This is a genomic window from Corynebacterium pseudopelargi (assembly GCF_003814005.1).
Taxonomy (GTDB): Bacteria; Actinomycetota; Actinomycetes; order Mycobacteriales; family Mycobacteriaceae; genus Corynebacterium; species Corynebacterium pseudopelargi.
The window spans coordinates 1,427,611-1,450,238 of the sequence record NZ_CP033898.1; the positions used below are offsets into that span (position 1 = coordinate 1,427,611).

The 22,628-nt window shown below is 58.7% G+C and carries 22 protein-coding genes; 5 read left to right on the forward strand and 17 right to left on the reverse strand.

The genetic code is table 11. The features are described from left to right. Positions 1–6: 6 nt before the first annotated feature. The 14 genes from CPPEL_RS06670 to rho all read right to left on the reverse strand — a co-directional run bounded on the left by CPPEL_RS06670 (position 7) and on the right by rho (position 13,873). The gene (locus tag CPPEL_RS06670) at positions 7–378 is read right to left on the reverse strand and encodes a F0F1 ATP synthase subunit epsilon (protein ID WP_123960387.1); all 372 of its coding nucleotides are present in this window, start codon (positions 376–378) and stop codon (positions 7–9) included. An 11-nt stretch (positions 379–389) separates the two neighbouring features. Continuing rightward, positions 390–1,835 carry a F0F1 ATP synthase subunit beta gene (atpD, locus tag CPPEL_RS06675; RefSeq protein WP_123960388.1) on the reverse strand — a complete coding sequence of 482 codons (1,446 nt, stop codon included), beginning with the start codon at positions 1,833–1,835 and terminating at the stop codon, positions 390–392. Positions 1,836–1,838: 3 nt separating this feature from the next. After that, on the reverse strand, positions 1,839–2,816 hold the full coding sequence (locus CPPEL_RS06680) for a F0F1 ATP synthase subunit gamma (protein WP_123960389.1): 978 nt from the start codon (positions 2,814–2,816) through the stop codon (positions 1,839–1,841). 56 nt (positions 2,817–2,872) lie between these two features. Further along, a complete protein-coding gene (gene atpA, locus CPPEL_RS06685) occupies positions 2,873–4,501 on the reverse strand; it encodes a F0F1 ATP synthase subunit alpha (RefSeq protein WP_123960390.1) in 1,629 nt (542 codons plus the stop codon). A 55-nt stretch (positions 4,502–4,556) separates the two neighbouring features. Next, the gene (locus CPPEL_RS06690) at positions 4,557–5,378 is read right to left on the reverse strand and encodes a F0F1 ATP synthase subunit delta (protein ID WP_123960391.1); all 822 of its coding nucleotides are present in this window, start codon (positions 5,376–5,378) and stop codon (positions 4,557–4,559) included. A 5-nt stretch (positions 5,379–5,383) separates the two neighbouring features. After that, a complete protein-coding gene (locus tag CPPEL_RS06695; RefSeq protein WP_123960392.1) occupies positions 5,384–5,953 on the reverse strand; it encodes a F0F1 ATP synthase subunit B in 570 nt (189 codons plus the stop codon). A 29-nt stretch (positions 5,954–5,982) separates the two neighbouring features. Further along, positions 5,983–6,225 (reverse strand): ATP synthase F0 subunit C, encoded by a 243-nt coding sequence (locus tag CPPEL_RS06700; RefSeq protein ID WP_123960393.1) that lies wholly within the window; start codon positions 6,223–6,225, stop codon positions 5,983–5,985. Positions 6,226–6,318: 93 nt separating this feature from the next. Then, positions 6,319–7,104 (reverse strand): F0F1 ATP synthase subunit A, encoded by a 786-nt coding sequence (gene atpB, locus CPPEL_RS06705; protein ID WP_123960394.1) that lies wholly within the window; start codon positions 7,102–7,104, stop codon positions 6,319–6,321. Between the two features lie 501 nt (positions 7,105–7,605). Continuing rightward, positions 7,606–8,043: a Cg1360 family ATP-synthase-associated protein gene (locus tag CPPEL_RS06710; protein WP_123960395.1), complete on the reverse strand. Its 438-nt coding sequence runs from the start codon at positions 8,041–8,043 to the stop codon at positions 7,606–7,608. 6 nt (positions 8,044–8,049) lie between these two features. Continuing rightward, positions 8,050–9,195, reverse strand: a complete 1,146-nt coding sequence (locus CPPEL_RS06715) for an MraY family glycosyltransferase (protein WP_123960396.1) — start codon at positions 9,193–9,195, stop codon at positions 8,050–8,052. After that, positions 9,195–9,848, reverse strand: a complete 654-nt coding sequence (locus tag CPPEL_RS06720; protein WP_123960397.1) for an L-threonylcarbamoyladenylate synthase — start codon at positions 9,846–9,848, stop codon at positions 9,195–9,197. Before CPPEL_RS06720 ends, CPPEL_RS06715 begins: the two co-directional genes overlap by 1 nt. Then, positions 9,845–10,705 carry a peptide chain release factor N(5)-glutamine methyltransferase gene (gene prmC, locus CPPEL_RS06725; RefSeq protein ID WP_123960398.1) on the reverse strand — a complete coding sequence of 287 codons (861 nt, stop codon included), beginning with the start codon at positions 10,703–10,705 and terminating at the stop codon, positions 9,845–9,847. Before prmC ends, CPPEL_RS06720 begins: the two co-directional genes overlap by 4 nt. Before the next feature lie 8 nt (positions 10,706–10,713). Continuing rightward, positions 10,714–11,787: a peptide chain release factor 1 gene (gene prfA / locus CPPEL_RS06730; protein ID WP_123960399.1), complete on the reverse strand. Its 1,074-nt coding sequence runs from the start codon at positions 11,785–11,787 to the stop codon at positions 10,714–10,716. Between the two features lie 7 nt (positions 11,788–11,794). Continuing rightward, positions 11,795–13,873, reverse strand: coding sequence for a transcription termination factor Rho (rho, locus tag CPPEL_RS06735; RefSeq protein ID WP_123960400.1), 2,079 nt, complete (start codon positions 13,871–13,873; stop codon positions 11,795–11,797). A 497-nt stretch (positions 13,874–14,370) separates the two neighbouring features. Between rho and CPPEL_RS06740 the strand changes: the two genes are divergently transcribed. The 5 genes from CPPEL_RS06740 to mobA all read left to right on the forward strand — a co-directional run bounded on the left by CPPEL_RS06740 (position 14,371) and on the right by mobA (position 19,765). Then, positions 14,371–16,110 (forward strand): long-chain fatty-acid--CoA ligase, encoded by a 1,740-nt coding sequence (locus CPPEL_RS06740; RefSeq protein WP_123960401.1) that lies wholly within the window; start codon positions 14,371–14,373, stop codon positions 16,108–16,110. A 112-nt stretch (positions 16,111–16,222) separates the two neighbouring features. Further along, a complete protein-coding gene (gene moaA, locus CPPEL_RS06745; protein WP_123961267.1) occupies positions 16,223–17,296 on the forward strand; it encodes a GTP 3',8-cyclase MoaA in 1,074 nt (357 codons plus the stop codon). Positions 17,297–17,441: 145 nt separating this feature from the next. Next, a complete protein-coding gene (locus CPPEL_RS06750) occupies positions 17,442–18,701 on the forward strand; it encodes a molybdopterin molybdotransferase MoeA (RefSeq protein WP_123960402.1) in 1,260 nt (419 codons plus the stop codon). 43 nt (positions 18,702–18,744) lie between these two features. Beyond that, complete coding sequence (moaC, locus tag CPPEL_RS06755) at positions 18,745–19,221, forward strand: cyclic pyranopterin monophosphate synthase MoaC (RefSeq protein WP_123960403.1); 477 nt, start codon at positions 18,745–18,747, stop codon at positions 19,219–19,221. Continuing rightward, complete coding sequence (gene mobA / locus CPPEL_RS06760; protein ID WP_245990408.1) at positions 19,205–19,765, forward strand: molybdenum cofactor guanylyltransferase; 561 nt, start codon at positions 19,205–19,207, stop codon at positions 19,763–19,765. Before moaC ends, mobA begins: the two co-directional genes overlap by 17 nt. Here mobA and CPPEL_RS06765 read toward each other — a convergent pair. From CPPEL_RS06765 to CPPEL_RS06775, 3 genes are read right to left on the reverse strand one after another with little or no spacing between them, the layout of a single operon-like run. Beyond that, positions 19,762–20,166 (reverse strand): cupredoxin domain-containing protein, encoded by a 405-nt coding sequence (locus CPPEL_RS06765; RefSeq protein ID WP_123960404.1) that lies wholly within the window; start codon positions 20,164–20,166, stop codon positions 19,762–19,764. The two genes, mobA and CPPEL_RS06765, sit on opposite strands and share 4 nt — an antisense overlap. After that, the gene (locus tag CPPEL_RS06770; protein ID WP_123960405.1) at positions 20,159–21,535 is read right to left on the reverse strand and encodes a beta-carotene 15,15'-monooxygenase; all 1,377 of its coding nucleotides are present in this window, start codon (positions 21,533–21,535) and stop codon (positions 20,159–20,161) included. Before CPPEL_RS06770 ends, CPPEL_RS06765 begins: the two co-directional genes overlap by 8 nt. Further along, positions 21,507–22,604, reverse strand: coding sequence for a hypothetical protein (locus CPPEL_RS06775; RefSeq protein WP_123960406.1), 1,098 nt, complete (start codon positions 22,602–22,604; stop codon positions 21,507–21,509). The genes CPPEL_RS06770 and CPPEL_RS06775 overlap by 29 nt, the downstream gene beginning before the upstream one ends. Positions 22,605–22,628: the final 24 nt, after the last annotated feature.

The window sequence follows — 22,628 nt, forward strand, 5'->3', positions numbered from 1 at the left end:
TGAGCGTTAAGACTCAGTGCTGCGACGCACGGCCTTGAGGTGAGCGCCAGCGCGCGCCTTCATAGCCTCGTCTTCGCTATGCAGGTTCTTTTCCGCCTCGGCGGTATCTACCTCATCGGCCCAGATGGCGTAATCGGCAAGGATGGTGACCTTCTCTGTGGTGACGGAGAGGAAACCGCCCTGAACCGCCGCTACCTTCTTGGCACCGTCGATGGGACGAATGGTCACGACACCATCTTCGACCAACTGGCCGAACATGGGTTCGTGGCCGGGCAGCACGCCGATCTCACCCTCAGTGGTCTGCGCGGTGACGATGCTCGCCTTACCGGACCAAAGCAGTCGCTCGACGGAGACCAGTTCTACGGTGATGTCAGCCATGTGCGTGCCTCCTACTTCTCGGTCATCTTCTTGTAGGCAGCCTCAACGTCATCCAAACCACCCAAGCCGTTGAAGGCCTGCTCAGGGTAGTGGTCGAAGTCGCCGTTGCAGATGCGCTCGAAGGCGTCGATCGTGTGAGACAGCGGCACGTAGGAGCCGGGGATGCCGGTGAACTTCTCTGCGACGAAGAAGTTCTGGCCCAAGAAGCGCTCCAGACGACGTGCGCGCTGCACGGTGATCTTGTCTTCTTCGGAAAGCTCGTCCATACCGAGGATGGCGATGATGTCCTGCAGTTCCTTGTTCTTCTGCAGAATGTGGATCACACGCTGGGCAACCTCGTAGTGACGCTCTCCGACGATACCGGGCTCGAGGATACGAGAGGTAGAAGTCAGCGGGTTCACTGCGGGGTAAATACCCTTCGATGCAATCGCACGGTCAAGCTCGGTGGTGGCATCGAGGTGCGCGAAGGTGGTGGCAGGAGCCGGGTCGGTGTAGTCGTCGGCAGGCACGTAGACGGCCTGCAGCGAGGTAATCGACTTACCACGGGTAGAGGTAATGCGCTCCTGGAGCACACCCATCTCGTCAGCCAGGGTGGGCTGGTAGCCCACGGCGGAAGGCATACGACCGAGCAGGGTCGAAACCTCGGAGCCAGCCTGGGTGAAACGGAAGATGTTGTCGATGAACAACAGCACGTCCTGGTGCTGAACATCGCGGAAGTACTCCGCCATGGTCAGGCCGGACAGCGCCACGCGCATACGAACTCCTGGGGGCTCGTCCATCTGGCCGAACACCAGGGCGGTGTCTTGAAGCACGCCCATTTCTTCCATTTCCAGGAAGAGGTCGGTGCCCTCACGGGTACGCTCACCCACACCAGCGAACACCGAGGTACCGGAGAATTCGCGGGCGATACGGGTGATCATTTCCTGGATGAGCACGGTCTTGCCCACACCAGCACCACCGAACAGGCCAATCTTGCCGCCCTTGACGTAGGGGGTAAGCAGGTCGATGACCTTAATGCCGGTTTCGAGGATTTCGGTCTTACCTTCGAGCTGATCGAAGGGCGGCGGATCGCGGTGGATGCCCCACTGCTCACCGTCGCGGCCGAGGCCGGGCTCGTCGAGGCAATCGCCCAGTGCGTTGAAGACGTGGCCTTTCACCACATCGCCAACGGGCACCGAGATCGGCTTGCCGCTGTCTTTGACCTCAGCGCCGCGGACGAGGCCGTCGGTCGGTGCCATGGACACCGTGCGCACGAGGTTATCGCCGAGGTGCTGAGCCACCTCGAGGGTAATGGTCTTGGCGACTGCTTCGAGGGTGACCTCGACAGTCAGCGCGTTATAGAGGGCCGGCAGCTCGCCGCGCGGGAATTCCACGTCGACGACCGGACCGATGACGCGCACAACGCGACCGACGGAAGCCGCCTGTTGCGTGTTCTGCTCTTGTAGAGCTGTGGTCATAATCTAGTCACTTTCTCCGCTTTCGGCGAGCGCGCCTGCGCCACCGACGATCTCTGTGATTTCCTGGGTAATCTGTGCTTGGCGAGCCTGGTTAGCAACACGCGAGAGGTCTTTGACCAGCGCAGTTGCGTTATCAGTTGCCGACTTCATGGCCGTACGGCGTGAAGCGGATTCGGCTGCTGCTGCTTCGAGGAAGATTGCGAACAGGCTGCGAGACACGTACTTAGGAAGCAGTGCCTCCAAGAGGGTGTCTGCATCTGGTTCGAAATCAACATCTGCGTGTGGATCACCGGCATCCGTGAGGATGTCTTCGCCTTGCTGGATCGGCTCGGTGTGAATCACCGGTTCGATCGGCAGAAGCTGGTGCACAACGGCAGTCTGGGTCAGCATCGACTCGAATTCGGTGTACACAACGTGTACCTGGTCGAAGCCTTGAACGTCCTGGTCTTCATCGGCGTTCAAGCCAGCGCGTTGCTTCGTGGTGCCATTGGATCCGGCGATAAAGCCATCGATCATATGGCGACGCACATCGTGTGTTTCGTCCCACGAAGGATCCTGCGAGAAGCCAGTCCAAGCACCTGCCACGGGCTCGTCGCGGAAGCGGTAGTAGCCAACGCCCTTGTTACCGGTGACATAGCGAACTACTTCATAGCCGTTGTCTTCAAGCATCCGAATGAGTTCGGCTGCCTTCTTAAACACGTTGTAGTTGTAGCCACCGGCCATGCCGCGGTCACTGGTGACCACTAGCACGGCAGCGCGACGTCCGCCTTCACGTTCGCGAAGCATCGGGTGATCAAGGGAGCTCGCCGATGCCAAGCGTTCCATGACGCTGTGGATCTCGTTGGCGTAGGGCTGTGAAGCTTCTACCCTGGCTTGAGCTTTGGTGATGCGCGAGGTTGCGATCAGCTCTTGAGCCTTGGTGATCTTCTTCGTTGAGTTCACTGACCGGATACGGTCGCGTAGCTCTCGAAGATTAGCCATAAATCCTTCGCCTCCCTTCTGTACCTTGATGGATCATTGTTTGCAAGGCCTTAGCCTTACTTCTTCACGTTCAGCGTGTTCTTCTTCACCTGGTCGGCAGGCAGTGCCTCGACCTCAGGCTCATTAATCACAGGCTTGCCATCAGTGGTTTGGAAGGTGCGCTTGAAGTCGTCCGTAGCTGCAACGAGTGCCTCTTGGGATTCTTCGGAAAGCTGAGCGCCACCGGCGATCTGCTCGAATACCTCAGGGGTTGCAGAGTGCAGATGATCAACCAATTCGGCTTCGAAGCGACGGATGTCTTCGACGGGAACGGTGTCGAAGTGGCCGTTGCCTGCGAGCCAGATGGTCACAATCTGGTGCTCTACGGACTGCGGTGCGTTTTCGGCCTGCTTGAGCAACTCAACCAGACGTGCGCCACGATCAAGCTGCTTCTTAGAAGCGGCGTCCAGATCGGAGGCGAAAGCGGCGAACGCTTCCAGGTCACGGTATGCAGCGAGGTCCAGACGCAAGCTACCGGAAACCTTCTTCATACCCTTGGTCTGTGCTGCGCCACCCACACGGGAAACGGAGACACCGACGTTAATAGCCGGGCGAACACCCTGGTTAAAGAGGTCGGACTCCAAGAAGACCTGACCGTCGGTAATCGAAATGACGTTGGTGGGAATGAAGGCAGACACGTCGTTTGCCTTGGTTTCGATGATCGGCAGTGCGGTCATCGAGCCTGCACCCATGTCGTCGGAGAGCTTTGCAGCACGCTCCAGCAGACGGGAGTGGAGGTAGAAGACGTCACCGGGGTAAGCCTCGCGTCCCGGAGGACGGCGAAGCAGCAGGGAGATGGCACGGTATGCCTCGGCCTGCTTGGTCAGATCATCGTAGATCACCAGTACGTGGTTGCCCTGGTACATCCAGTGCTGGCCAAGAGCGGCACCTGCGAAAGGTGCGAGCCACTTAAAGCCTGCGGAGTCGGATGCAGGAGCTGCCACGATGGTGGTGTACTCCAGTGCGCCATGCTCTTCGAGCGTCTTGCGCACGGCTGCGATGGTCGAGCCCTTCTGGCCAATGGCGACGTAGATGCAGCGAACCTGCTTGTTCTTATCGCCAGACTCCCAGTTGGACTTCTGGTTCAAGATGGTGTCGATGCAGACCGCGGTCTTACCGGTCTTGCGGTCACCAATGATCAGCTGACGCTGACCACGGCCGATGGGGGTCATCGCGTCGATAGCCTTGATGCCGGTTTGCATCGGCTCTTCCACGGGCTGACGCTGCAGCACCGAAGGTGCCTGCAGTTCGAGCACACGTTGTTCTTCAGCCTCGATTTCGCCAAGGCCGTCAATAGGCTGACCAAGCGGGTTGATCACACGGCCCAAGAACTTGTCACCCACGGGGATGGACAAGACTTCGCCGGTGCGTCGGACTTCGTCGCCTTCTTTTAGGGTTTCGTAGTTACCCAAGACCACCACACCGATGCGATCGGTGTCGAGGTTCTGTGCGACGCCGATGACGCCGCCGGGGAACTCAATGAGCTCATTTGCCATGACTGAAGGTAGCCCGGATACCTGGGCGATACCATCAGCTGCGGAAATGACCACGCCGACCTCCTCACGGGAGGCCTCCGCGGAGTAGCTCGAGGTGTAGTTCGCAATCGCGCTACGGATCTCATCGGAGGAGATCGTAAGCTCCGCCATGTTCTTCCTGCTCTCGGTAGTTTCTTCCAGCAATTTCTTCTTCTGTCGTCGCGTATTAGACGAGGTGTGCGCGGAGACGCTCGAGCTTGCCCGAGGTGGATCCGTCGATAACTTCGTCGTCTACACGGATGACCATGCCGCCGAGGAGGCTGGGATCAACCTCAGAGTGGATGGACATCTCGCGACCATAAATTCGCTCTAGCTTGTGCGACAGTGCGTCGGTTTGCTCGTTGCTCAAGGGGGATGCGGCCACCACGTGCGCAACCGTGCGACCTTGCAAAGTTGCAACGTCGTCGGAGATAGCACGGATGTCGTCGATGACGTTGTGCTCCGGTCGAGCAATGGCCTGCAGTGCCAGGGCTTCGGTCACAGCAGTGACCTTGCCGTAGAGCACCTTCGCCATCAGGTCACGTCGCCTGCTTGGTGCAGCACTGCGCTCGTCGAGCAGCAGGGTCAACTGCGGCTCGCGTTCCAGGATTCGCGAAAGTTGGAAGAGCTCCTCTTCCACCTGCGCGAGCTGGCCTTGACCTTCGGCGGAGCGCATCAGCGAACGGCGTCCCAGTGATACCAAGCCTGCGCGGAATTCGCGCGGGTTGGACCACGTCTCGCGTGCGGAGGTAATAACCACCTCAAGCGTCGCGGGGGAAACCTTTCCCTCAAACACTGCAGCAACCAAGCCGGCGCGCTGGTCTGCGCTCGTAGAAGCATCGGCAACCGCAACGCGCAGGGAACGATCCTGATCCAGGACGTCGACGACGTCGAAAAGCTCGGCGCCAATCTGTGCTGCGGTAGGGGTGGCCTGCTCCTTTGCATCCCACAACGCTTGATCGAGGTGGGAGGTAACGGCGGCTAGTGCTTCGCGGCTCGCTGCGTGCATGGTGCTCACTTTCCTGCGGGAGACACGGTATCGAGATCGGCGAGGAACCGGTCAATCGTGCCAGAACGCTTGATGTCGTCGGAGAGCTGGTCTCCGAGCAGACGCTCGGCAAGATTGATGGAGTTCTGCCCCATCTCGCGGCGAAGTTCAGTCACAACCTGCTCGCGCTGAGCAAGAAGCTGACGCTCACCGGATTCGATGATGCGAGCGCTTTCTTCCGTGGCCTTTGCCTTCATATCAGCTTCGATCTGCTTGCCCTTAGCGCGGGCTTCTTCGCGGATCTCGGCTGCTTCGGCGCGGGCCTCAGCGAGCTGTGCGTTGTACTTCTCCAATGCGGCCTTGGCTTCTGCCTGAGCAGCCTCGGCGCGCTGGATACCGCCCTTGATTCGATCTTCGCGCTCGGCCAGCACTTCCTGGAATTTAGGTAGCACCAGCTTGGTGAACAGCAGCGCGACCACAACGAGCACGACGAGCGACCAGACGATGTCGTATCCAGCAGGAAGGAGCGGGTTAGGAGCCTCTTCCCAAGGCAGATGCTCTCCCTCTGCTGCAAGGTATTGAATGACGTTCGTCATGATTCTCGGCTTTCGTGTCGAAGTGTGATTTAGGTGAGGACGAAGCCTGCGGCGAGGCCGATCAGGGCGAGGGCCTCAACGAATGCGATACCGATGAACATGTTGGTGGTCAGCTTGCCGGCCATCTCGGGCTGACGTGCCATGCCCTCGAGAGCCTTGCCCACGAGGATGCCGATGCCGATGCCCGGACCCATGGTGCCCAGACCGTAGCCGACGGTTGCGATGTTGCCGGTGATGCCTTCAGCACCCTGGGCCAGAATGACTTCGTTCATGAGAATGTCGTTCCCTTTCTAGGTGCCCGGATGAAGTGTGTCTTCCGAGCGTTGGTGTTATTGAAACTTTGTGTCCGCTTGTGGCAAGCGAGGTCAGTGTTCGTCAGCGTGCAGCGACAATTCGATGTACACCGCACTCAGCAGAGCGAAGATGTACGCCTGGATGAAGACCACCAGGAGTTCGAATAGCGTGAACGCGACCGCGGCAACGATGGTTACTGCGGACAGCGCCGTCCAGCCATTGAGCTGCCAGAAGAAGAAGTTCGTGGCAGAAAACAGCAGAACGAGGATGATGTGTCCGGCCAGCATGTTGGCCAACAAACGGATGGTCAACGTTGCGGGACGGAGGATGAAGGTGGAGAGGAATTCCAGGGGCACCACGAGCAGGTGCAGCAAGGGGTGCAGATTAGGAATAACCACCGAAGACTTCACGTATTTGAAGAAGCCGTAGCGCTTCGCGCCTGCGTAGATGAAGGCGATATAACCAAAAACAGCCAGCACCAAAGGCATGCCCACGCGGGCATTTGGCGAGATGTTAAGGAAAGGGATCACCGAAGGTAGGTTGCCGAACAGCACGATGAAGAAGATGGTCGCGAGCACAGGAAGGAAGCGTTTTGCTTCCTTTTTGCCCAGGATCTCTTCAGCAATGTTGATTCGGACAAAGTCCAGCATGATCTCCGCGACGTTTTGCAGGCCGCTTGGGATCAGCTTCGGCTTGCGCATCGCAATACCGAAGAATAGGACAATTACCAGGCCCATCAGCAGACGGACGAACATCAGACGGTCGATTGCGAACCAATCACTGTTAGCAAACCAGATTGGTTCCGGGAAGAATTCGTGTTCCACGGTGGGTGCATGAAATTCACCCTTCGTGGCCATAAATGTAACGCTCAGCGTTCTCTCCCGTGTTCGGGCCGAGGCGCATTTCCGTAAAACGGCGATACGCTCCGGTGCGATGGACGTCTGAAAACTCTCATGACTACCAAGGATTCCGTCGCACATCAGCAAGGTAGCCACTGGGATTAACACGGCCTAAAGCGCAAGGCGCAGCAGGTGTTTATCCGTTAAGAAACTCTATCAGGGGTTTCCCACAAATATCGACACACCTTCCGGCCATTTATTACCCCCGCGGTCACCTCTCGCGCGCCATGCCCCTATGCAGGAAAAACAGCGTGCTGTAAGGTCGCTCACACCCACCATTCAGGGGCAAAAAGAAGCCGGGCAGAGCCCGGCTTGAGTATTTTTTATCTTTCGACCTACCCCCGAGCACCCCCGCTGCTGTGCAAACACCGTGAAAAATACGGGGATTTTTTACGGATTCCACACAGCACAAAGCCGCCCCGCGAATAACGCGAGACGGCACTGCCCCACCGTTGGAAACTATTCGGGGCGCTGGGATTCGGAAACGTAGGTCACATTGGTGGTAATTACGCCATACATTTCGCTGGCGAGCACGCAGATCATGGCGATGACCACGGTGACGAATAAGGCCATGTGATCGTAGAAGTAAAGATCTTTGAGCACCACCATGATGATGAGGAAGACGATAATCTTCAGCAGCCATCCGCCAAGCACCACAGCACCCGTGGTGGTAGTAGAGGTGCGCGCGGTGGCCAAGACGCTAATGACGGTCAGCAGCATAAAGCCTCCACCGATAGCGGCTCCCAGGAGCACTCCCCAGATACCAGGCAAGCCCCTAAAGGCTCCCCAAGCGGCTAGGGAGATGATGCTGACGACAATGAGGGCTCCGGTGCCGAGCTTGAGCGCACGCTGGAGCGGGCGACGGTGATCGTCGTAAGGCGATTGCGGAGTAGTCACGAGGAACTACCCTACTGCAGTGGGCTGCGAACGTTGACGCGGGCGCCAAGTAAACACCGCTGCCACGGCCGCAGAGACGACGATAAAGGCGATGGCAACAAGAGGCGGCACGATGGAGAATGCCACGGCGCCAAAGGCGACCACCGAAACCCAGGAGTAGAGCACCAGCACCACTCGGCGGTGGGTATGGCCCATGCGAAGCAGGCGGTGGTGCAGGTGCATCTTATCGGCAGAAAATGGCGATTTGCCTGCGCGCATCCTTCGCACCACTGCCATAACCAAGTCCAGCAAAGGCACAAACACTGCGGCTACCACCACAATCAGCGGAGACATCAGCGCGAGCACATCGGCTACGCCGAACAGGCTCATATCGATCTTGCCGCTGGCAGATGTGGAGCCAGCAGCAAGCAGCAGGCCAATCAGCATGGAGCCGGTATCGCCCATGAAGATGCGTGCCGGCTCGAAGTTATGGGGCAAAATGCCGGCGCAAATACCCACCAACGCCGCCGCGATGATGGCTGGCGGATAAGCCGAGACCATGCCGCCTTGATCGTGCAGCACGGTAAGCGAGAACATCAAGATGCTTAGCCCGGCAATGCCACCTAAGCCCGCGGCAAGACCATCGAGGCCATCGACGAAGTTGATGGCGTTGATCAACGTGACAGTAAGCAGCACCGTCAGGATGGTAGAAGCCACGGGGTCGAGCACCAACGTGGTGCCGCCTCCGAAGGGGATGTAGATAACCGACCAAGTCAAGCCCAGAAGGCTCATCACGAAGCCGGCCAGGATCTGCCCTGCCAGCTTGGTAAAGGCGTCGAGTTCTAGCAGATCATCTAAAACGCCCACCATCACGATGATAAAAGCCGCCCACGTCACGGCATTCATCTCCGGGGTCACCGGCTGGAAGCCGCGAGTCAAGGCTGGAAGCTGGTCTGCAAGAAAGACCGCTGCCAGGAATCCAGAGAACATCGCCACCCCGCCAAGGCGAGGGGTGGGCACACTGTGCACATCGCGCTCTCGGATCTCTGCCATGCGACCACTGCTGACCATGATCACGCGCACCGCACCTGTGCAGAGATACGTCAATGAGGCTGCCACTAACAGCACCAGCCCTAATTCACGCAGCGGTACGCCGGCTACTCCCAACCCCATTAGCGCTGCTTGACCTCGACGCTGGTGCCAAGCACCTCTTCGATGCGCGCTGCGCTGATGGATCCTTCACGCAAGACCTTCGGCGTGGCACCGGAGACATCCACAATCGTGGATGCCTGCCCCACCGGGGTCTCTCCCCCATTGAGGTAGACGCTGACGGCATCGCCGAGCTGTTGCTTGGCGGCGATCGCCGTCTTAGGTGGCGTATTGCCGGTGATATTGGCACTCGATACTGCCATCGGCCCAGTCTCGCGCAGCAGCTCAATGGCGATAGGGTGCAAAGGCATGCGCAGTAACACGGTGCCTCGGGTATCGCCTAAGTTCCAAGGCAGGCTCGGAGCTTGGGAAACGACGATGCTTAAGGCACCGGGCCAGAATGCCTCGATGAGCGTTTCCAGGCGGTGATCAAAGTTGTGCACCAATCCCCGTGCGGTGTCCCAGCTTCCCACCAGAACGGGCACCGGCATATCCGGGCCGCGTTTTTTGGTGGCTAAGAGGTTGGCTACCGCCTGGTTATTGAAGGCATCACAGCCGAGTCCATACAGCGTATCGGTGGGTAGGACCACCAAACGCCCGTCGGCTACGGCCGCCTGGGCTGCTTTGATGCCGGCCTGGCGGGTGGCGCTATTGCTGCAATCGAAGATTCTGCTCACGAGTGTCCATTCAAAATTGTGCTAGTGCGTTGGCTTAGTTTACTCCCGGTGACAAAACGTGCTCGACCGGTGAAATCTTTTAATACGCGAATGTCTGAGAAACCGGCTTGAGCAAAGGCCTCCTGCACGAGGGCGGAGGTGGCATCGTCATGTTCTACACCTATAACTCCACCATCTTTGAGCAGCCTAAACGCCACTGCAAGCAGGCGCGGAATCAGCGCCATTCCGTCCTTGCCACCAAAAACAGCCTCGTGGGGATCAAAATACACCTCGGGTGACAGATCCTTGGTTTCTGGAACATAGGGTGGGTTGCTCACCACCACATCTACCGATTGTTCTAGGTGTGAAAGCCCAGCGAGGTGTTCGAGATCTCCCGCATCGCCCTGGATAAGGTGCACTGCCGACGGGAGGTTGCGCTTGGCATAAGCCTTTGCCTCTACAGAGCGCTCCACGGCCCACACCTGTGCATCGCAGTAGTGGGCAATATATGCCGCAAGAGCACCTGAGCCGGTGCAAAAGTCCACTACGGTGGCAGCAGGTGGGGTGTGCTTGACTGCCCAATCTGCAAGCACCTCAGTTTCTGGCCGCGGGATAAAAACGCCAGGGCCTACCTTGAGTTCCAAGGGACCAAAGGGGGCATGGCCGAGGATGTATTGCAGTGGTTCGCGAGCTTTTCTGCGCTCAACGGCCTCCCAAAACCCCTGCGGAATTGGCTCGTTGAGGTGGAAATGCAATTCCAGCGTGCTGCATGCGAGCAGATCGGATGCGATCAGTTTGGCGTCGACAAGCGGAGAGGCCACCCCTGCTTGCGCAAGAATGGCCTCGGCCTGACGCAGCGCTTGAGCTAGATGCGTCACTGTGATGGTTACTCCGCTTCTAAACGTTCTGCTCGTTCAGCCGCCTGGAGTGCGGTGAACAGATCGTCCAAGTCGCCGCCGAGCACCGAGTCAAGGTTATTGGCTTTAAAACCAATGCGGTGATCGGTGATGCGGTTTTCCGGCCAGTTATAGGTGCGGATGCGTTCCGAGCGATCCATGGTGCGGATCTGGGCTGCGCGGCCTTCTGCGGCCTCGGCGTTGGCTTCCTCTTCTGCAATAGCCTGCAAACGAGCAGCCAGCACCTGCATGGCGCGAGCCTTATTTTGGATCTGCGAACGTTCCTTCTGGCAGGTCACCACCAAGCCGGTAGGCAGGTGGGTGATGCGCACAGCGGAGTCGGTGGTGTTCACGCCCTGGCCGCCCTTGCCCGAAGAACGGTAGACGTCGATGCGCAGATCCTTTTCGTCGATCTCGACCTCGCCGACCTCGTCAGGTTCGGGGTACACCAGCACACCGGCGGCAGAGGTTTGGATACGCCCCTGCGACTCGGTGACTGGCACACGCTGCACGCGGTGCACACCACCTTCGAACTTGAACACACTCCACGCACCATCGCGGGAGGGTTGCTTGGAGCGGATAGAAAGCGTCATGTCTTTCACACCACCCAAATCCGACTCCGAAAGGCCGAGCACTTCCATGCTAAACCCGTGCTTATCGGCATAACGCTGGTACATGCGCACCAATTCGCCTGCAAAGAGGGCAGCCTCTTCGCCACCTGCGCCGGCTTTGACTTCCATGACGATGTCGTCGCCATCGTGAGGATCGCGCGGGGCAAGCAGATCAGCGAGCTGCTCTTCGAGATTGACAATCTCGCCTTCGAGGCGCTGGGCTTCTTCCTTAAACTCAGCGTCTTCATGAGCCATCTCGGCTGCGGCCTCGTGATCCTCACGAGCCTGCACCAATTGGTTATTCACATTGATAATCGGCTGCAGCTCGGAGTATCGCTTGGACAGCTTACGAAACAGCGCCTGGTCGCCCATGGTTTCTGGGTCGGCCATTTGCATCTCTATGCCCTGGTACTCGGCGACGATATCGTCAACCGCCGATACTTGGTTTGCCACGTGGGAATTACTCCTCTTCCGAATCTGCAGCCATTGGTGCAGAAGACATCACCTGCATGAGGAATTCCCCATTGTTGCGCGTCTTCTTCAACTGCTTGATCAGCAAATCGATAGCCGCTTGAGAATCCAAGGCCGAAAGGATCCGGCGCAGCTTGTGCATGACACGAGCTTCCTCTGGAGGCAGCAGCAGCTCATCTTTACGAGTACCCGATGGGTTGACATCCACAGCCGGGAACACGCGACGCTCGGAGATCTTACGATCGAGCTTGAGCTCGGCATTGCCGGTGCCCTTGAACTCTTCAAAGATCACCGTATCGCCAGCGGAACCGGTCTCCACCATCGCGGTGGCGATGATGGTAAGCGAACCGCCGTTTTCAATGTTGCGGGCAGCACCAAGGAAACGCTTTGGCGGATACAGCGCATTGGAGTCCACACCACCGGAAAGGATGCGGCCAGACGCCGGGGAGCTGTTGTTATACGCACGGCCAAGGCGAGTGATGGAATCAAGCAGCACCACCACATCGAGGCCTTGTTCCACCAGGCGCTTTGCACGCTCGATGGCCAATTCGGCCACGGCGGTGTGCTCGCTCGGTGGGCGATCGAAGGTAGAGGCAATCACCTCACCCTTGACGCTGCGCTGCATATCGGTAACTTCTTCGGGGCGCTCGTCTACCAACACCACCATGAGGTAGCACTCAGGGTTGTTGGTAGCAATAGCATTGGCCACGTTTTGCAGAATGGTCGTCTTACCTGCCTTCGGCGGGGAGACGATCAAAGCGCGCTGGCCTTTACCGATGGGCATAATCAGATCGATCACGCGAGTGGTGAGGATCTTCGGGTCCGTTTCCAAACGCAGACGCTGGTTCGGATACAGCGGGGTGAGCTTAGAAAACTGCGGGCGCTGCTTGGCCTCTTCTACCCCAACACCGTTGACGGATTCCACGCGCACCAGCGGGTTGTACTTCTGGCGGTTGCGCCCACGGCCACCCTGATCGTTATTGGCACGAGCCTTACCGATGATTGCATCGCCGGCGCGCAGACCGAAGCGGCGCACCATCTGGCCATTGACGTAGACATCGGCAGGACCTGCGTGATAGCCGGTGGTGCGGATGAACGCCACGTTGTTATCCACAATGTCGAGGATGCCGGCTACGTCCAGGAGCTGCTCATCGTCGCGGCCCTGGTTGTTGTTTTGCTGGGCATCGCCGCGGTTTTCGTTGCGGTTATCCTCACGGCCACGGCGGTTGCGGCGGTTACGACGATTGCCTCGCTCGTTGTTCTCGCCGCGGTCGTTGCGGTCGTTGCGGTCGTTACGATCACCGCGGTCGTTGCGATCATTGCGGTCGTTGCGGTCGTTGTTGCGCTCGCCGCGGTCATTGCGATCATTGTTGCGGCCGCCGCGCTTCTCGCGCTTATCGTGCTCGGAGTCTTCGTCCTGGCGCTGGTCTTGGCGCTGGTCGCGATCTACATCCTGCTGTTGGTTGTTATCGCGATCATCGCGCTGCTCACGGCGTGCTCGGTTGCGGCGCGCACGGCGGGCAGCGGAACGAGATTCATAGCGCTCATTTTCTTCGCGCTCTGCGTTGTTGTCCTTAGAATCGCGATCCTTGGAGTCGCGGTCCTTAGAGTCGCGGTCCTTAGAGTCGCGGTCCTTGGAGTCCTGAGCGTCCTTAGCGTCCTTGGAGTCCTTGGAGCGATCCTCGGCGCTGTCGTGTTCTGCGGGATCAACCTGTGCTGTGCGCACTGCACGACGGCGGCGCTTGGGCTGGTGATCTTCTTCTGCCTGCTCGGCAGCCTTGTGCTTTGAGCCCTCTTGTTGCTGCACATCCCCCTCGGATGCAGCTTCTTGGGCGGCGGAAGCGTTGTTCTTAGACGAAGCCTTCTTGGCCTTCGCCTGAGATTTAGCGCCGGCTGCGGCTGGCTTATCTCCTGCTTGTGCACCGCTGATGGCGGCGATCAGATCGCCTTTGCGCAGTGCGGAAGTCCCCCTGAGGCCCAGTTCGCTGGCGAGTTTGCGCAGCTCGGGCAGGCGGAGAGCCGCCAAGTTTCTGTCTTGGCGAGGTGCGCCTTGATCTGTTTGGCTCACAGATTTCCTTTCGTCGCTGCTCGTCGAGTTTTTTCACACCATTGGGCAGAATTTTTTCGCCGCAACAATGTAATACGCCTGATTACGAGCATGCCGTGTGGTTATTTCCCGGTTTCCGGTATGCCACCGGATCTCGGTATGTAAAAACTCCTACTGCCTTCGGCTGCATTTCGAGCCCGGCGTGCCGCAAGCCGCGATCACAAGCGCTATGCACAAGGCTTGGAGTGCGGGGCGGTTGGCGTCGAAACGCTAGAAAATGTCGAGGTTGTAGCAGTGCCGCTCCAAACAAGAAAACTTGCCTGGGCGAGAATCTTGGTTGAACTTCGCGCTCACTATGACAAGGAGCTGACAAAGAGCTTGCCTTTGATGGTGGAAGTTCTTGGTTGAGTGTATCGCAAGTTTTCTTCACGCGCGATCCGCCACGCGCCGCCGCGCGCAACCTTCACGCCCCACCCGCGCGTACCGGCTCGCAACTTCTAAGCACTAGGGTTAGGTACATGCACAGCACGATGCAGGAACTGCCTTTAAACCTCCAACGCATTTTAAGCTATGGCGCCAGTGTGCACGCCGGCACTGCCATTAGCACCTTTGAAGGGGAAGTTCCCCAGGAAACCAGTTTTGGCGAGGTTGCCGCCCGGGCAGCGGCGCTGGCGCATGCATTACGCGATGAGCTTGGGATTCGTGGCGATCAGCGCGTGGCAAGTCTTATGTATAACTGCAATGAGCACTTAGAAACGCTCTTCGCCGTCGCATGCATGGGTGCGGTGTTTAATCCGCTGAATAAGCAGCTCATGAATGACCAGATCCGCCACATTATTAATCACGCTGAGGATGAGGTGATTGTGGCCGACCAGCGTTTGGCTAAACAGCTCGGCGCGGTCTTGGAGGAAGGCTGCCCCTTGGTGCGTGCCGTGGTGTTTATTGGCCGGTCCGACATTAGCCAGGCAGCGGCCCATATTCCTGAACATATTCGCTGCTATAGCTATGAATCGCTTCTCGACGGCCGAAGCACCGTCTACCACTGGCCCGTGCTGGAAGAAACCACCGCAGCGGTGATCTGCTATTCCACCGGCACCACCGGCGCACCAAAGGGCGTGGCATATTCGCACCGTGCCTTGTATTTGCAGGCAATGAACTTGCGCACCACCGACTCACTGGCAGTAGCCCACGGCCAATCCTTTTTATGCTGCGTGCCGATCTATCACATCTTGAGCTGGTGTGTGCCCATCGCTGCCTTCATGTCTGGCACGCCGCTGATCTTCCCCGGCGCTGATGTCTCTGCGCCTTCCCTCGCGCACATGATCGCTACCTCGCACCCGCGCGTGGCTAATGGCGTGCCTACGCTGTGGATTCAGCTCATGGTGCATTACATGCGCAATGCCCCAGAGCGAATGAGTTTGCAGGAGATTTTCGTTGGCGGCTCCGCTGTACCGCCCATGCTGATCGATCTCTGGGAGGAGCGCTATGGCGTGGATGTCGTGCATGTGTGGGGTATGACAGAGACGCTTGCCATCGGCACCGTTGCTCGCCCACCATCGGGCGTATCGGGTGAAACGCGCCGCGAATACCGTATTTCTCAAGGGCGCTTCCCCGCTTCTTTGGAATATCGCGTGGTCAACGATGGCGAGGTGATGAGCTCTACCGACCGCAACCAAGGCGAGATCCAGGTGCGCGGCAATTGGGTCACAGGCTCCTACTACCAATCAGCCACTGAGGAATCCGGCGGTATTGCTTCTACCTTCCGTACCCAGCAGGTAGATCATGCGCCCGAGCAATTTACTCCCGATGGTTGGTTGCGCACCGGCGACGTGGGTTCTGTTACCCGCGACGGCTTCCTTACCGTCAAGGATCGTGCCCGCGATGTGATTCGTTCCGGTGGCGAGTGGATCTATTCGGCCATGCTAGAAAACGCCATTATGAATCAAACGGTGGTGGTAGAAGCTGCGGTGATTGGTTACCCGGACAGGAAGTGGGGCGAGCGCCCCCTGGCTGTGACCCGCCTGGTGGATGGCACTCCACCTGATGCGAATACCGCTGAGCGTTTGCGCGATAAGCTGCGCGGAATGTTCCCGAGCTGGATGCTGCCGGAGTACTGGGCTTTTGTGAACTACATTGATAAGACCTCTGTGGGTAAGTTTGACAAGATCGACCTGCGCGAGCATGTGGCGGCAGGTGACTTTGAGGTGATTGCCCTGCAAGGGCCAGGCTCAGATTCGCCCGAACCCACAGCCGGGTGATTTACTCCCGTTTTTACCGTAGAATATCGCTAGATTTCTTTTCAGGATCTCCAGTTTCTTATCAGCCGATTTGCCCGAAGGAGCACTGCCGGAAGTGACTATCTCACTGGCAATGCCAACGATTCGCCAAAGCAAGCCCTCAGGCGAGGCCTTGCTTGATGCTGGCGTGGGCGAATTGCGCGACCACACCGGGCGCGTGGCAAAAGACTTAAGAGTCTCGCTGACTGATCGCTGCAATTTGCGTTGCACCTACTGCATGCCAGAAGAAGGCATGGAGTGGATCCCCACCGAGGAAGTGCTCAGCGATGAAGAAGTGATCCGCCTAATCCGCATCGGCGTGCAACGCCTGGGCATTGAGCAAGTGCGTTTTACCGGCGGCGAACCACTCCTGCGACGCTCCCTCGAGCACATCATTGCCGAGACTGCTGCATTAACCACGCGCACCAAACAAAAGCCCACCATCGCGCTTACCTCCAATGCCCTTGGCCTTGATAAACGCGCCGAGGCACTGGCTCACGCTGGGCTTGATCGAGTCAATCTATCCTTAGACACCCTCAATCCCCAGCGCTATAAGGCTTTGACCCGGCGCGATCGTCTAGCAGACGCCATCAAAGGAATTGAGGCCGCCATCGATGCGGGCTTAAAGCCGGTGAAGATCAATACCGTGGTGATGAAGGGCGTGAATGAAGATGACGTGCTGCCCCTTGCGCGCTTTGCCCTTGAGCACCGCTGCCAGCTTCGCTTTATTGAGCAAATGCCCATTGGGCCTCGTGAGCAATGGCGCCGAGAAGACATGGTGACGGCCGAGGCCATCATTGCCACCTTGGGCACCGAGTTGTCCATGACCCCAAGCAGCAAGCCACGCGGCTCCGCCCCCGCGGCACTGTGGCAGGTGCAGGCAAAAGATGATGCGCAGCTTGTTGGAGAAATCGGTGTGATTGCCTCAGTCACGCACCCGTTTTGTGGCGATTGCGACCGCACGAGGCTGACCACCGATGGCGCTATCCGCAACTGCCTGTTTGCCCATGCAGAAACCAGCCTGCGTGATTTGATGCGTGATGGTGCCTCCGATGCAGAACTCGCCGAGGCCTGGGCGCAGGCGATGTGGCCGAAGGCCTACGGCCATGGGATTAATGATCCCTCATTTGTGCAACCAGAGCGCACCATGTCTGCCATCGGCGGTTAGGCTGGCACTGAGCCGGGCCAAACCAGCCGGGCCAAACCAGCCAGGCCGCGACCAGCAGGGCCAAACCGCCCAGGCCGCGCCCAGCAGGGCCAAACCGCCCAGGCCGCGCCCAGCAGCAGCCCATTGAAATCGAGGAACCGCTTTTATGTCTTGTGAACACGCCAGCTTCGATCGCAGCGTTGATGAGCACCGCGCCGCAGTCATCGACGGCCTTGAGCCACTGCCTACGCAACACATTCCCGTGGCCGCTGCTGCCGGGCGCGTGCTGGCTTGCGATGTGCAAGCGCAGTTGGCGGTGCCGCCTTTTAGCAATTCGGCAATGGATGGCTTTTTGGTCCATCGCGGTGATCTTCGGGGTGAGGCGCCTTGGGAATTCCCGGTGGTAGCCGACGTGCCAGCCGGTGCGGTGGCTCCCGCATTTGGCCGGGGTGAGGCATTAAGGATTATGACGGGCGCAGCCTGCGGCGAGCAGTGCGAGGATTATGTGGTGATCCCGGTAGAAGATACCGGTGCGTTCCCGGCTCAGCGCGAGATGCCCAAGCGCGTGCAGGTGCACGCCGCTCGCCCTGAACGCAGCCATATCAGGCGCCGCGGTGAAGACGCTGCCCAAGGCGAGGTGGTGTTAGAAGCTGGTACTGAGCTGGATGCCGGGGCGATTGCTGCCCTTACGTCCATCGGGGTGCTCGAGGTGGAGGTGCATGCCTTGCCGAGTGTGTGCGTGCTTTCTTCCGGCGATGAGCTTGCTGCTGCCGGCAGCCTTCCAGGGCCGGGTCAAATCCCGGATTCGAATCGCCCGATGATTGCCGAGGCCTGCCGCCGCATGGGCCTTAGTGTGACACAGCGCCATGTTGATGATGATCCTCAAGCCTTCGAGCAGGCGTTAGCAGAAGCTGCGGCGACCGCCGATGTGCTCATTACTACTGGTGGGGTTTCTGCTGGGGCCTTCGATGTTGTCAAGGAGGTGCTCGGTTCTAGCATGTGGTTTGGCCATGTGGCTATGCAGCCGGGCAAACCCCAAGGTGCGGGCATCTATCATTCGGGTAAGCGCCGCACGGTGGTGCTTTGCCTGCCTGGCAATCCCGTGAGCGCCTATGTGTCCTTCCTGCTGTTTGCCCGCCCTGTGCTGCAGCGCCTTCGCGGTGTTGGACCAAAGCGTTGCTTAGAGCTGTTGAGCGTACAAGCCCAAAGTGCTGCACCCCTGCCTGCCAATGGAGCCCGCGAGCAGTTCATTCCCGCCTCGCTGCAGATGGATACCCAGCTTGTTGCCACACCTCGTTTGGCCAAGGGCGTGGGTTCGCATCGCGTTGCTTCTTTGGCAGATGTTCGAGGTGTAATTCGACGCGCCCCCAATCACAGCGCGGTGGACGTTGGCGATACTGTCGATGTGATCCTGTTTGACCTCTAGTGCTCTTTTACCCTGCTTTTAACGTTTCTTCGAGGAAGTATTCATGCGCTTTACCCACCTAAATGATGCCGGCGCCGCCTACATGGTGGACGTAACCAACAAGCAGCCCACCGTGCGTGAGGCCACTGCCGAAGGCGAGGTTGCGTGTTCGCCTGAGGTGCTTCAGGCTCTGCGCGATGGCAGCGTGCCCAAAGGTGATGTGTTAGCTGTTGCTCGCGTGGCAGGCATTGCTGCGGCCAAGCGCGTCCCAGAGCTTCTGCCCTTGGCGCACACCATTGGTGTGCATGGTTGTGCCGTTGACTTGGAAATCCGCGAGGATCATGTGTGGATTCAAGCCACGGTGCGCACCGCCGATCGCACTGGTGTGGAGATGGAAGCCTTAACGGCTGTGAGTGTGGCCGCGTTGAGCATTGTGGATATGGTCAAGGGCGTGGATCGTTCGGCCTACATCCGTACCTGTGGCATCGTTGCTAAATCCGGTGGGCGTTCTGGGGATTGGTCGCGTGAGCTTCCCCGCTAATACCTCGGTGATTGTGCTCGCCGGCGGTAAAAGTGAGCGCATGGGCCACGATAAAGCGCAGGTGAAAGTCGATGGCATTCGGCTTTTCGACGCCACCGTGGCCAACATTCCACCACAGTGCGAGGTAGTGGCCGTAAGCCCCTTCGAGCTGGGCTTTTCACCCCAGGTGTGCGAATCTCCCGCCTACGGCGGCCCGGTCGCAGGCATTGCGGCAGCAGTGCCGAAGTGCAGTGGAGCACTCATTGCCATTATGGCCGTTGATGCACCAGCAGCACCGACGCTTTTAGCCCCAATGGCGAAGGCTTTATCCCAGCACGACGCCGATGCGGTGGTGATCAGCGATGGCTCGCATCGCAACCCCTTGTGCTCACTGTGGCATGCCCAGGCGTTGCGCCAAGCCCTTGATCGGCTTGATCGCACCCGCGATATTGCGGCCAAGCGATTACTCGATCATGCCAAGGTTGTGGTGCTTCAAGGCAATGGTGCAGAGCAAGACTATGACACCCCGGAGCAGCTTCGAAGCCTCGGGCGCATCAGTTTCTAACGCATACGAATATCTAAAACCATGCCCTGCTGGCGATGCCCCGGCAAGGAGCACCAACCCTGCATGCTGCGATCCACCGTGACGCTGATGTGATCGCGCTGGCCTGGGTGAAGCAGCGCTGTGCGCTTGGACCCTAAGACCAGATCATGGGTCATATCCCCGGTATTGTGCAGCTCAATATCTAGCTGCTGGCCAGGGGCTGCCTCAATCACATCGGGGACAAAGCGCAAGCCTTCAATGCGCACCTGCACCGTGTTGCCGGCTTGCGCCTGGTGGACCTGTGCGGGTTGTTGTTCTGCCATAAGCAATTGTGGAGCAACGTGCTGGGCTGCAATGGTGAGCACCGCGGCCATAGCTAGACCGAAAAGTGCCCAGGTGAAGTTCTGAATTTGTTTATCCATGGCTCAACCCTTTTCGCTGTCGCATGGTAGCCAGGCCCAACGCAAGCAGCGTCCACAACACACCAAGGCCTACCATCACAATCCACAAAGGACTTTGGAATAAGGCCAGCAAGCTACCAACGATAATCAGCGCGATGCGCGCATAGCCGCTGCGTTGTGCTCTTCTTCTGGCTTGCTGCACCGCTTGGGGGCCACCGCCGATCATGGTGGGCAGCAAAAACTGCAGCACGCTTAAAACCACCAACAACAGCACCGAGGCAAGCAGCGCGGGAATGATGAGCTGGAATACCTCCCTTGGGTCGCGTCCGAGGATTAACGCTGTGGCGTCGAAAAGCTGCAAAGCAAGCAAGCTGCACAGCGCCACCACTACCCCGGCGGGTGCGGAATCGAGGCCAGAGCTTTGGCGGATCACGTTGGAAACGATCGGCCACAGCAACCAAGCGCCCACCACGCAGATGCCAATGCCAAAAACGCCGGCGATGCGCGGTAATTGGAAAATCAGTAGCCACACAATGTGCAACAGACACACGCTGAGCAGGAACAAGGCCGGTAGGATGCGCGCGCGGGCTGTCTCGCTAATGGCAGTGCCGCTGAGCGTAGGCAGCAAAGTAAGCACCGTGGCGTAGATGGTAAACGCAACAAAGCCCCATAACGCCGCGCGCCCGTGAGCTGCGATCAGCCCGCTAAAGCTGCCCACACCGAATCCGGCGCACACCACGCAAGTAATAGCGATGCACAGGGCAAGAAGTGCTGCGATGTACATGGGCACTGTGCTGGCAAAACGCCCAGCTAGTGAGCCGCGCAGCCTGGTTATCACCCACCACAACTGCCAAAGGGTGGCCACTGTGATCAACAGGGCGCCTAATGCCTCTAGCAGATGCCAGCGGCTGGCAGGGCTTGAGACCATGAGCAGCATCACGCCTACTTGCAGCAGGGCGATTCTTGCCGCGATGGCGCGAAAGCCACTGGGAGGTTGGCGGGTCAGTGCCTCCGTGAAGTGGGTGATGTAGCCAAAAATAGCTGTGGCGATGGCACCAAGGGTGACGGCATGGATGGCTTGCCACCAGCTCACCGGTTGGCCAAGTGCACGGGCAACCCAGGCGGCAATCGCGCTGATCACCCACACGGCGATGATCACAAATAAGCTGCTATGCCAGCGCGCCCTGGCCGCCAATGAGACATCGCTCAATGCCACCTGCGCAGTCTTGCCGGGCGTGGGGTGAAGGGAGTGAACGCCAGCCGGGCTGGAATTCAGCGCGATGGGGGCGGGCTTGGCGGCAAGGTTGTCGGCGGGGTGCTTGGGGTGTGTGCCTTCGGCCTTCTTGCCTGCTGGCTCAGGCTTATTGGGTTGAGGCGGCTGCAGTTGCACGGCGCACCTCCTTGTGTTGGCCTCGGAATACGCTAAGACAGATGGCGCAGGCCATAAACAGCACAATAGCGATCACATTCACGCTTATGGCCACCTGCCAGCTCAACGTGATGCCAGCAAGCGCGCTGATCACTCGCATAGCCAGGCTGAGATGCAAGATGATCAAGGGGATGTACAGCACCGGGCTATATGGCAGTGGGCGCTTGGTAATGGCAGTGGCGATGGTGGGTGCGTGAGCGAAGATCATTGAAAATACAAAGCCTAAAAAGATCATGTGACCCCGCAGATCATACGGCCCATCGAGCATCCAGGCGCAGGCAGCAGCACACAGCCAGCCATAGCCTAAAAGCATGCACCAGGCGCTATAGCGAGGCAGGCCTGTAGAGCGGATAAGCCTGCGGGCTACGTCGATCTGCACTGATCGAAGAGCAAGCAAGAGCAAGAAGAAGCCCAGCAGGCGTTGGCCATTGGGAATCACCGCGGCAGCAAAGACGCAGAGCACTAACACGGCGATGCTGGCTTCAGCCTGTGCACCGCTAAAAGCCACGCGGGCAAGTTCCATGCGCTCGCCGATGATGGTGGCTATAAGGAAGATCGCAGCGAAGGCCAGCGCTTGGCTAAAGGTGTGGTTTAAAAGCCACTGCAACACTGCGCAAGCACCGGCAACGGCACCAACCATCTGCACCAAAATTGCGGTGGTGGCCGCACGCTTTTGGATGCTGATGTAGATGGCAAGCAGGCCTATAAAGGTGCCTAGCCAGGCAATGCCGGGGATGAGGCCAAGGCCTAAAAGCATGGCAACACTGCCGCAAAGGCCAAGCACCGGCACAATCCAAGCCCAGGGTTTTCTCACCGCTACTGCGCGCTCGAGGCTGATGACGGTGCCAAGAAAACCAAAGACCATCAGTGCGCCGTGATCGATGGGATGTGATCGAATCTCAAGCGGTGCAGCCAAAACGCCGCCGAGCCCGAGTCCTGCACCCAGGCCGATGATGAGGGAGATTCCCGCGCCTGCCAGCAGCAGCAATCGGCCGATGGGTGCCCGCTTAGCCCCGGAATTGTTTTTCACACCTTTCATCGTAGTTATTCACCG

What these genes read in the sequence shown, in the direction of transcription:
- CPPEL_RS06715 (WP_123960396.1), bottom strand. Translation starts at nt 9,195, where the DNA reads ATGGGGTTGGGAGTAGCCGGCGTACCGCTGCGTGAATTAGGGCTGGTG.
- CPPEL_RS06695 (WP_123960392.1), bottom strand. Translation starts at nt 5,953, where the DNA reads ATGACGAACGTCATTCAATACCTTGCAGCAGAGGGAGAGCATCTGCCT.
- atpB (WP_123960394.1), bottom strand. Translation starts at nt 7,104, where the DNA reads ATGGCCACGAAGGGTGAATTTCATGCACCCACCGTGGAACACGAATTC.
- CPPEL_RS06700 (WP_123960393.1), bottom strand. Translation starts at nt 6,225, where the DNA reads ATGAACGAAGTCATTCTGGCCCAGGGTGCTGAAGGCATCACCGGCAAC.
- CPPEL_RS06740 (WP_123960401.1), top strand. Translation starts at nt 14,371, where the DNA reads ATGCACAGCACGATGCAGGAACTGCCTTTAAACCTCCAACGCATTTTA.
- atpA (WP_123960390.1), bottom strand. Translation starts at nt 4,501, where the DNA reads ATGGCGGAGCTTACGATCTCCTCCGATGAGATCCGTAGCGCGATTGCG.
- CPPEL_RS06765 (WP_123960404.1), bottom strand. Translation starts at nt 20,166, where the DNA reads ATGGATAAACAAATTCAGAACTTCACCTGGGCACTTTTCGGTCTAGCT.
- moaA (WP_123961267.1), top strand. Translation starts at nt 16,223, where the DNA reads ATGCCAACGATTCGCCAAAGCAAGCCCTCAGGCGAGGCCTTGCTTGAT.
- atpD (WP_123960388.1), bottom strand. Translation starts at nt 1,835, where the DNA reads ATGACCACAGCTCTACAAGAGCAGAACACGCAACAGGCGGCTTCCGTC.
- CPPEL_RS06680 (WP_123960389.1), bottom strand. Translation starts at nt 2,816, where the DNA reads ATGGCTAATCTTCGAGAGCTACGCGACCGTATCCGGTCAGTGAACTCA.
- CPPEL_RS06750 (WP_123960402.1), top strand. Translation starts at nt 17,442, where the DNA reads ATGTCTTGTGAACACGCCAGCTTCGATCGCAGCGTTGATGAGCACCGC.
- CPPEL_RS06690 (WP_123960391.1), bottom strand. Translation starts at nt 5,378, where the DNA reads ATGCACGCAGCGAGCCGCGAAGCACTAGCCGCCGTTACCTCCCACCTC.
- CPPEL_RS06670 (WP_123960387.1), bottom strand. Translation starts at nt 378, where the DNA reads ATGGCTGACATCACCGTAGAACTGGTCTCCGTCGAGCGACTGCTTTGG.
- moaC (WP_123960403.1), top strand. Translation starts at nt 18,745, where the DNA reads ATGCGCTTTACCCACCTAAATGATGCCGGCGCCGCCTACATGGTGGAC.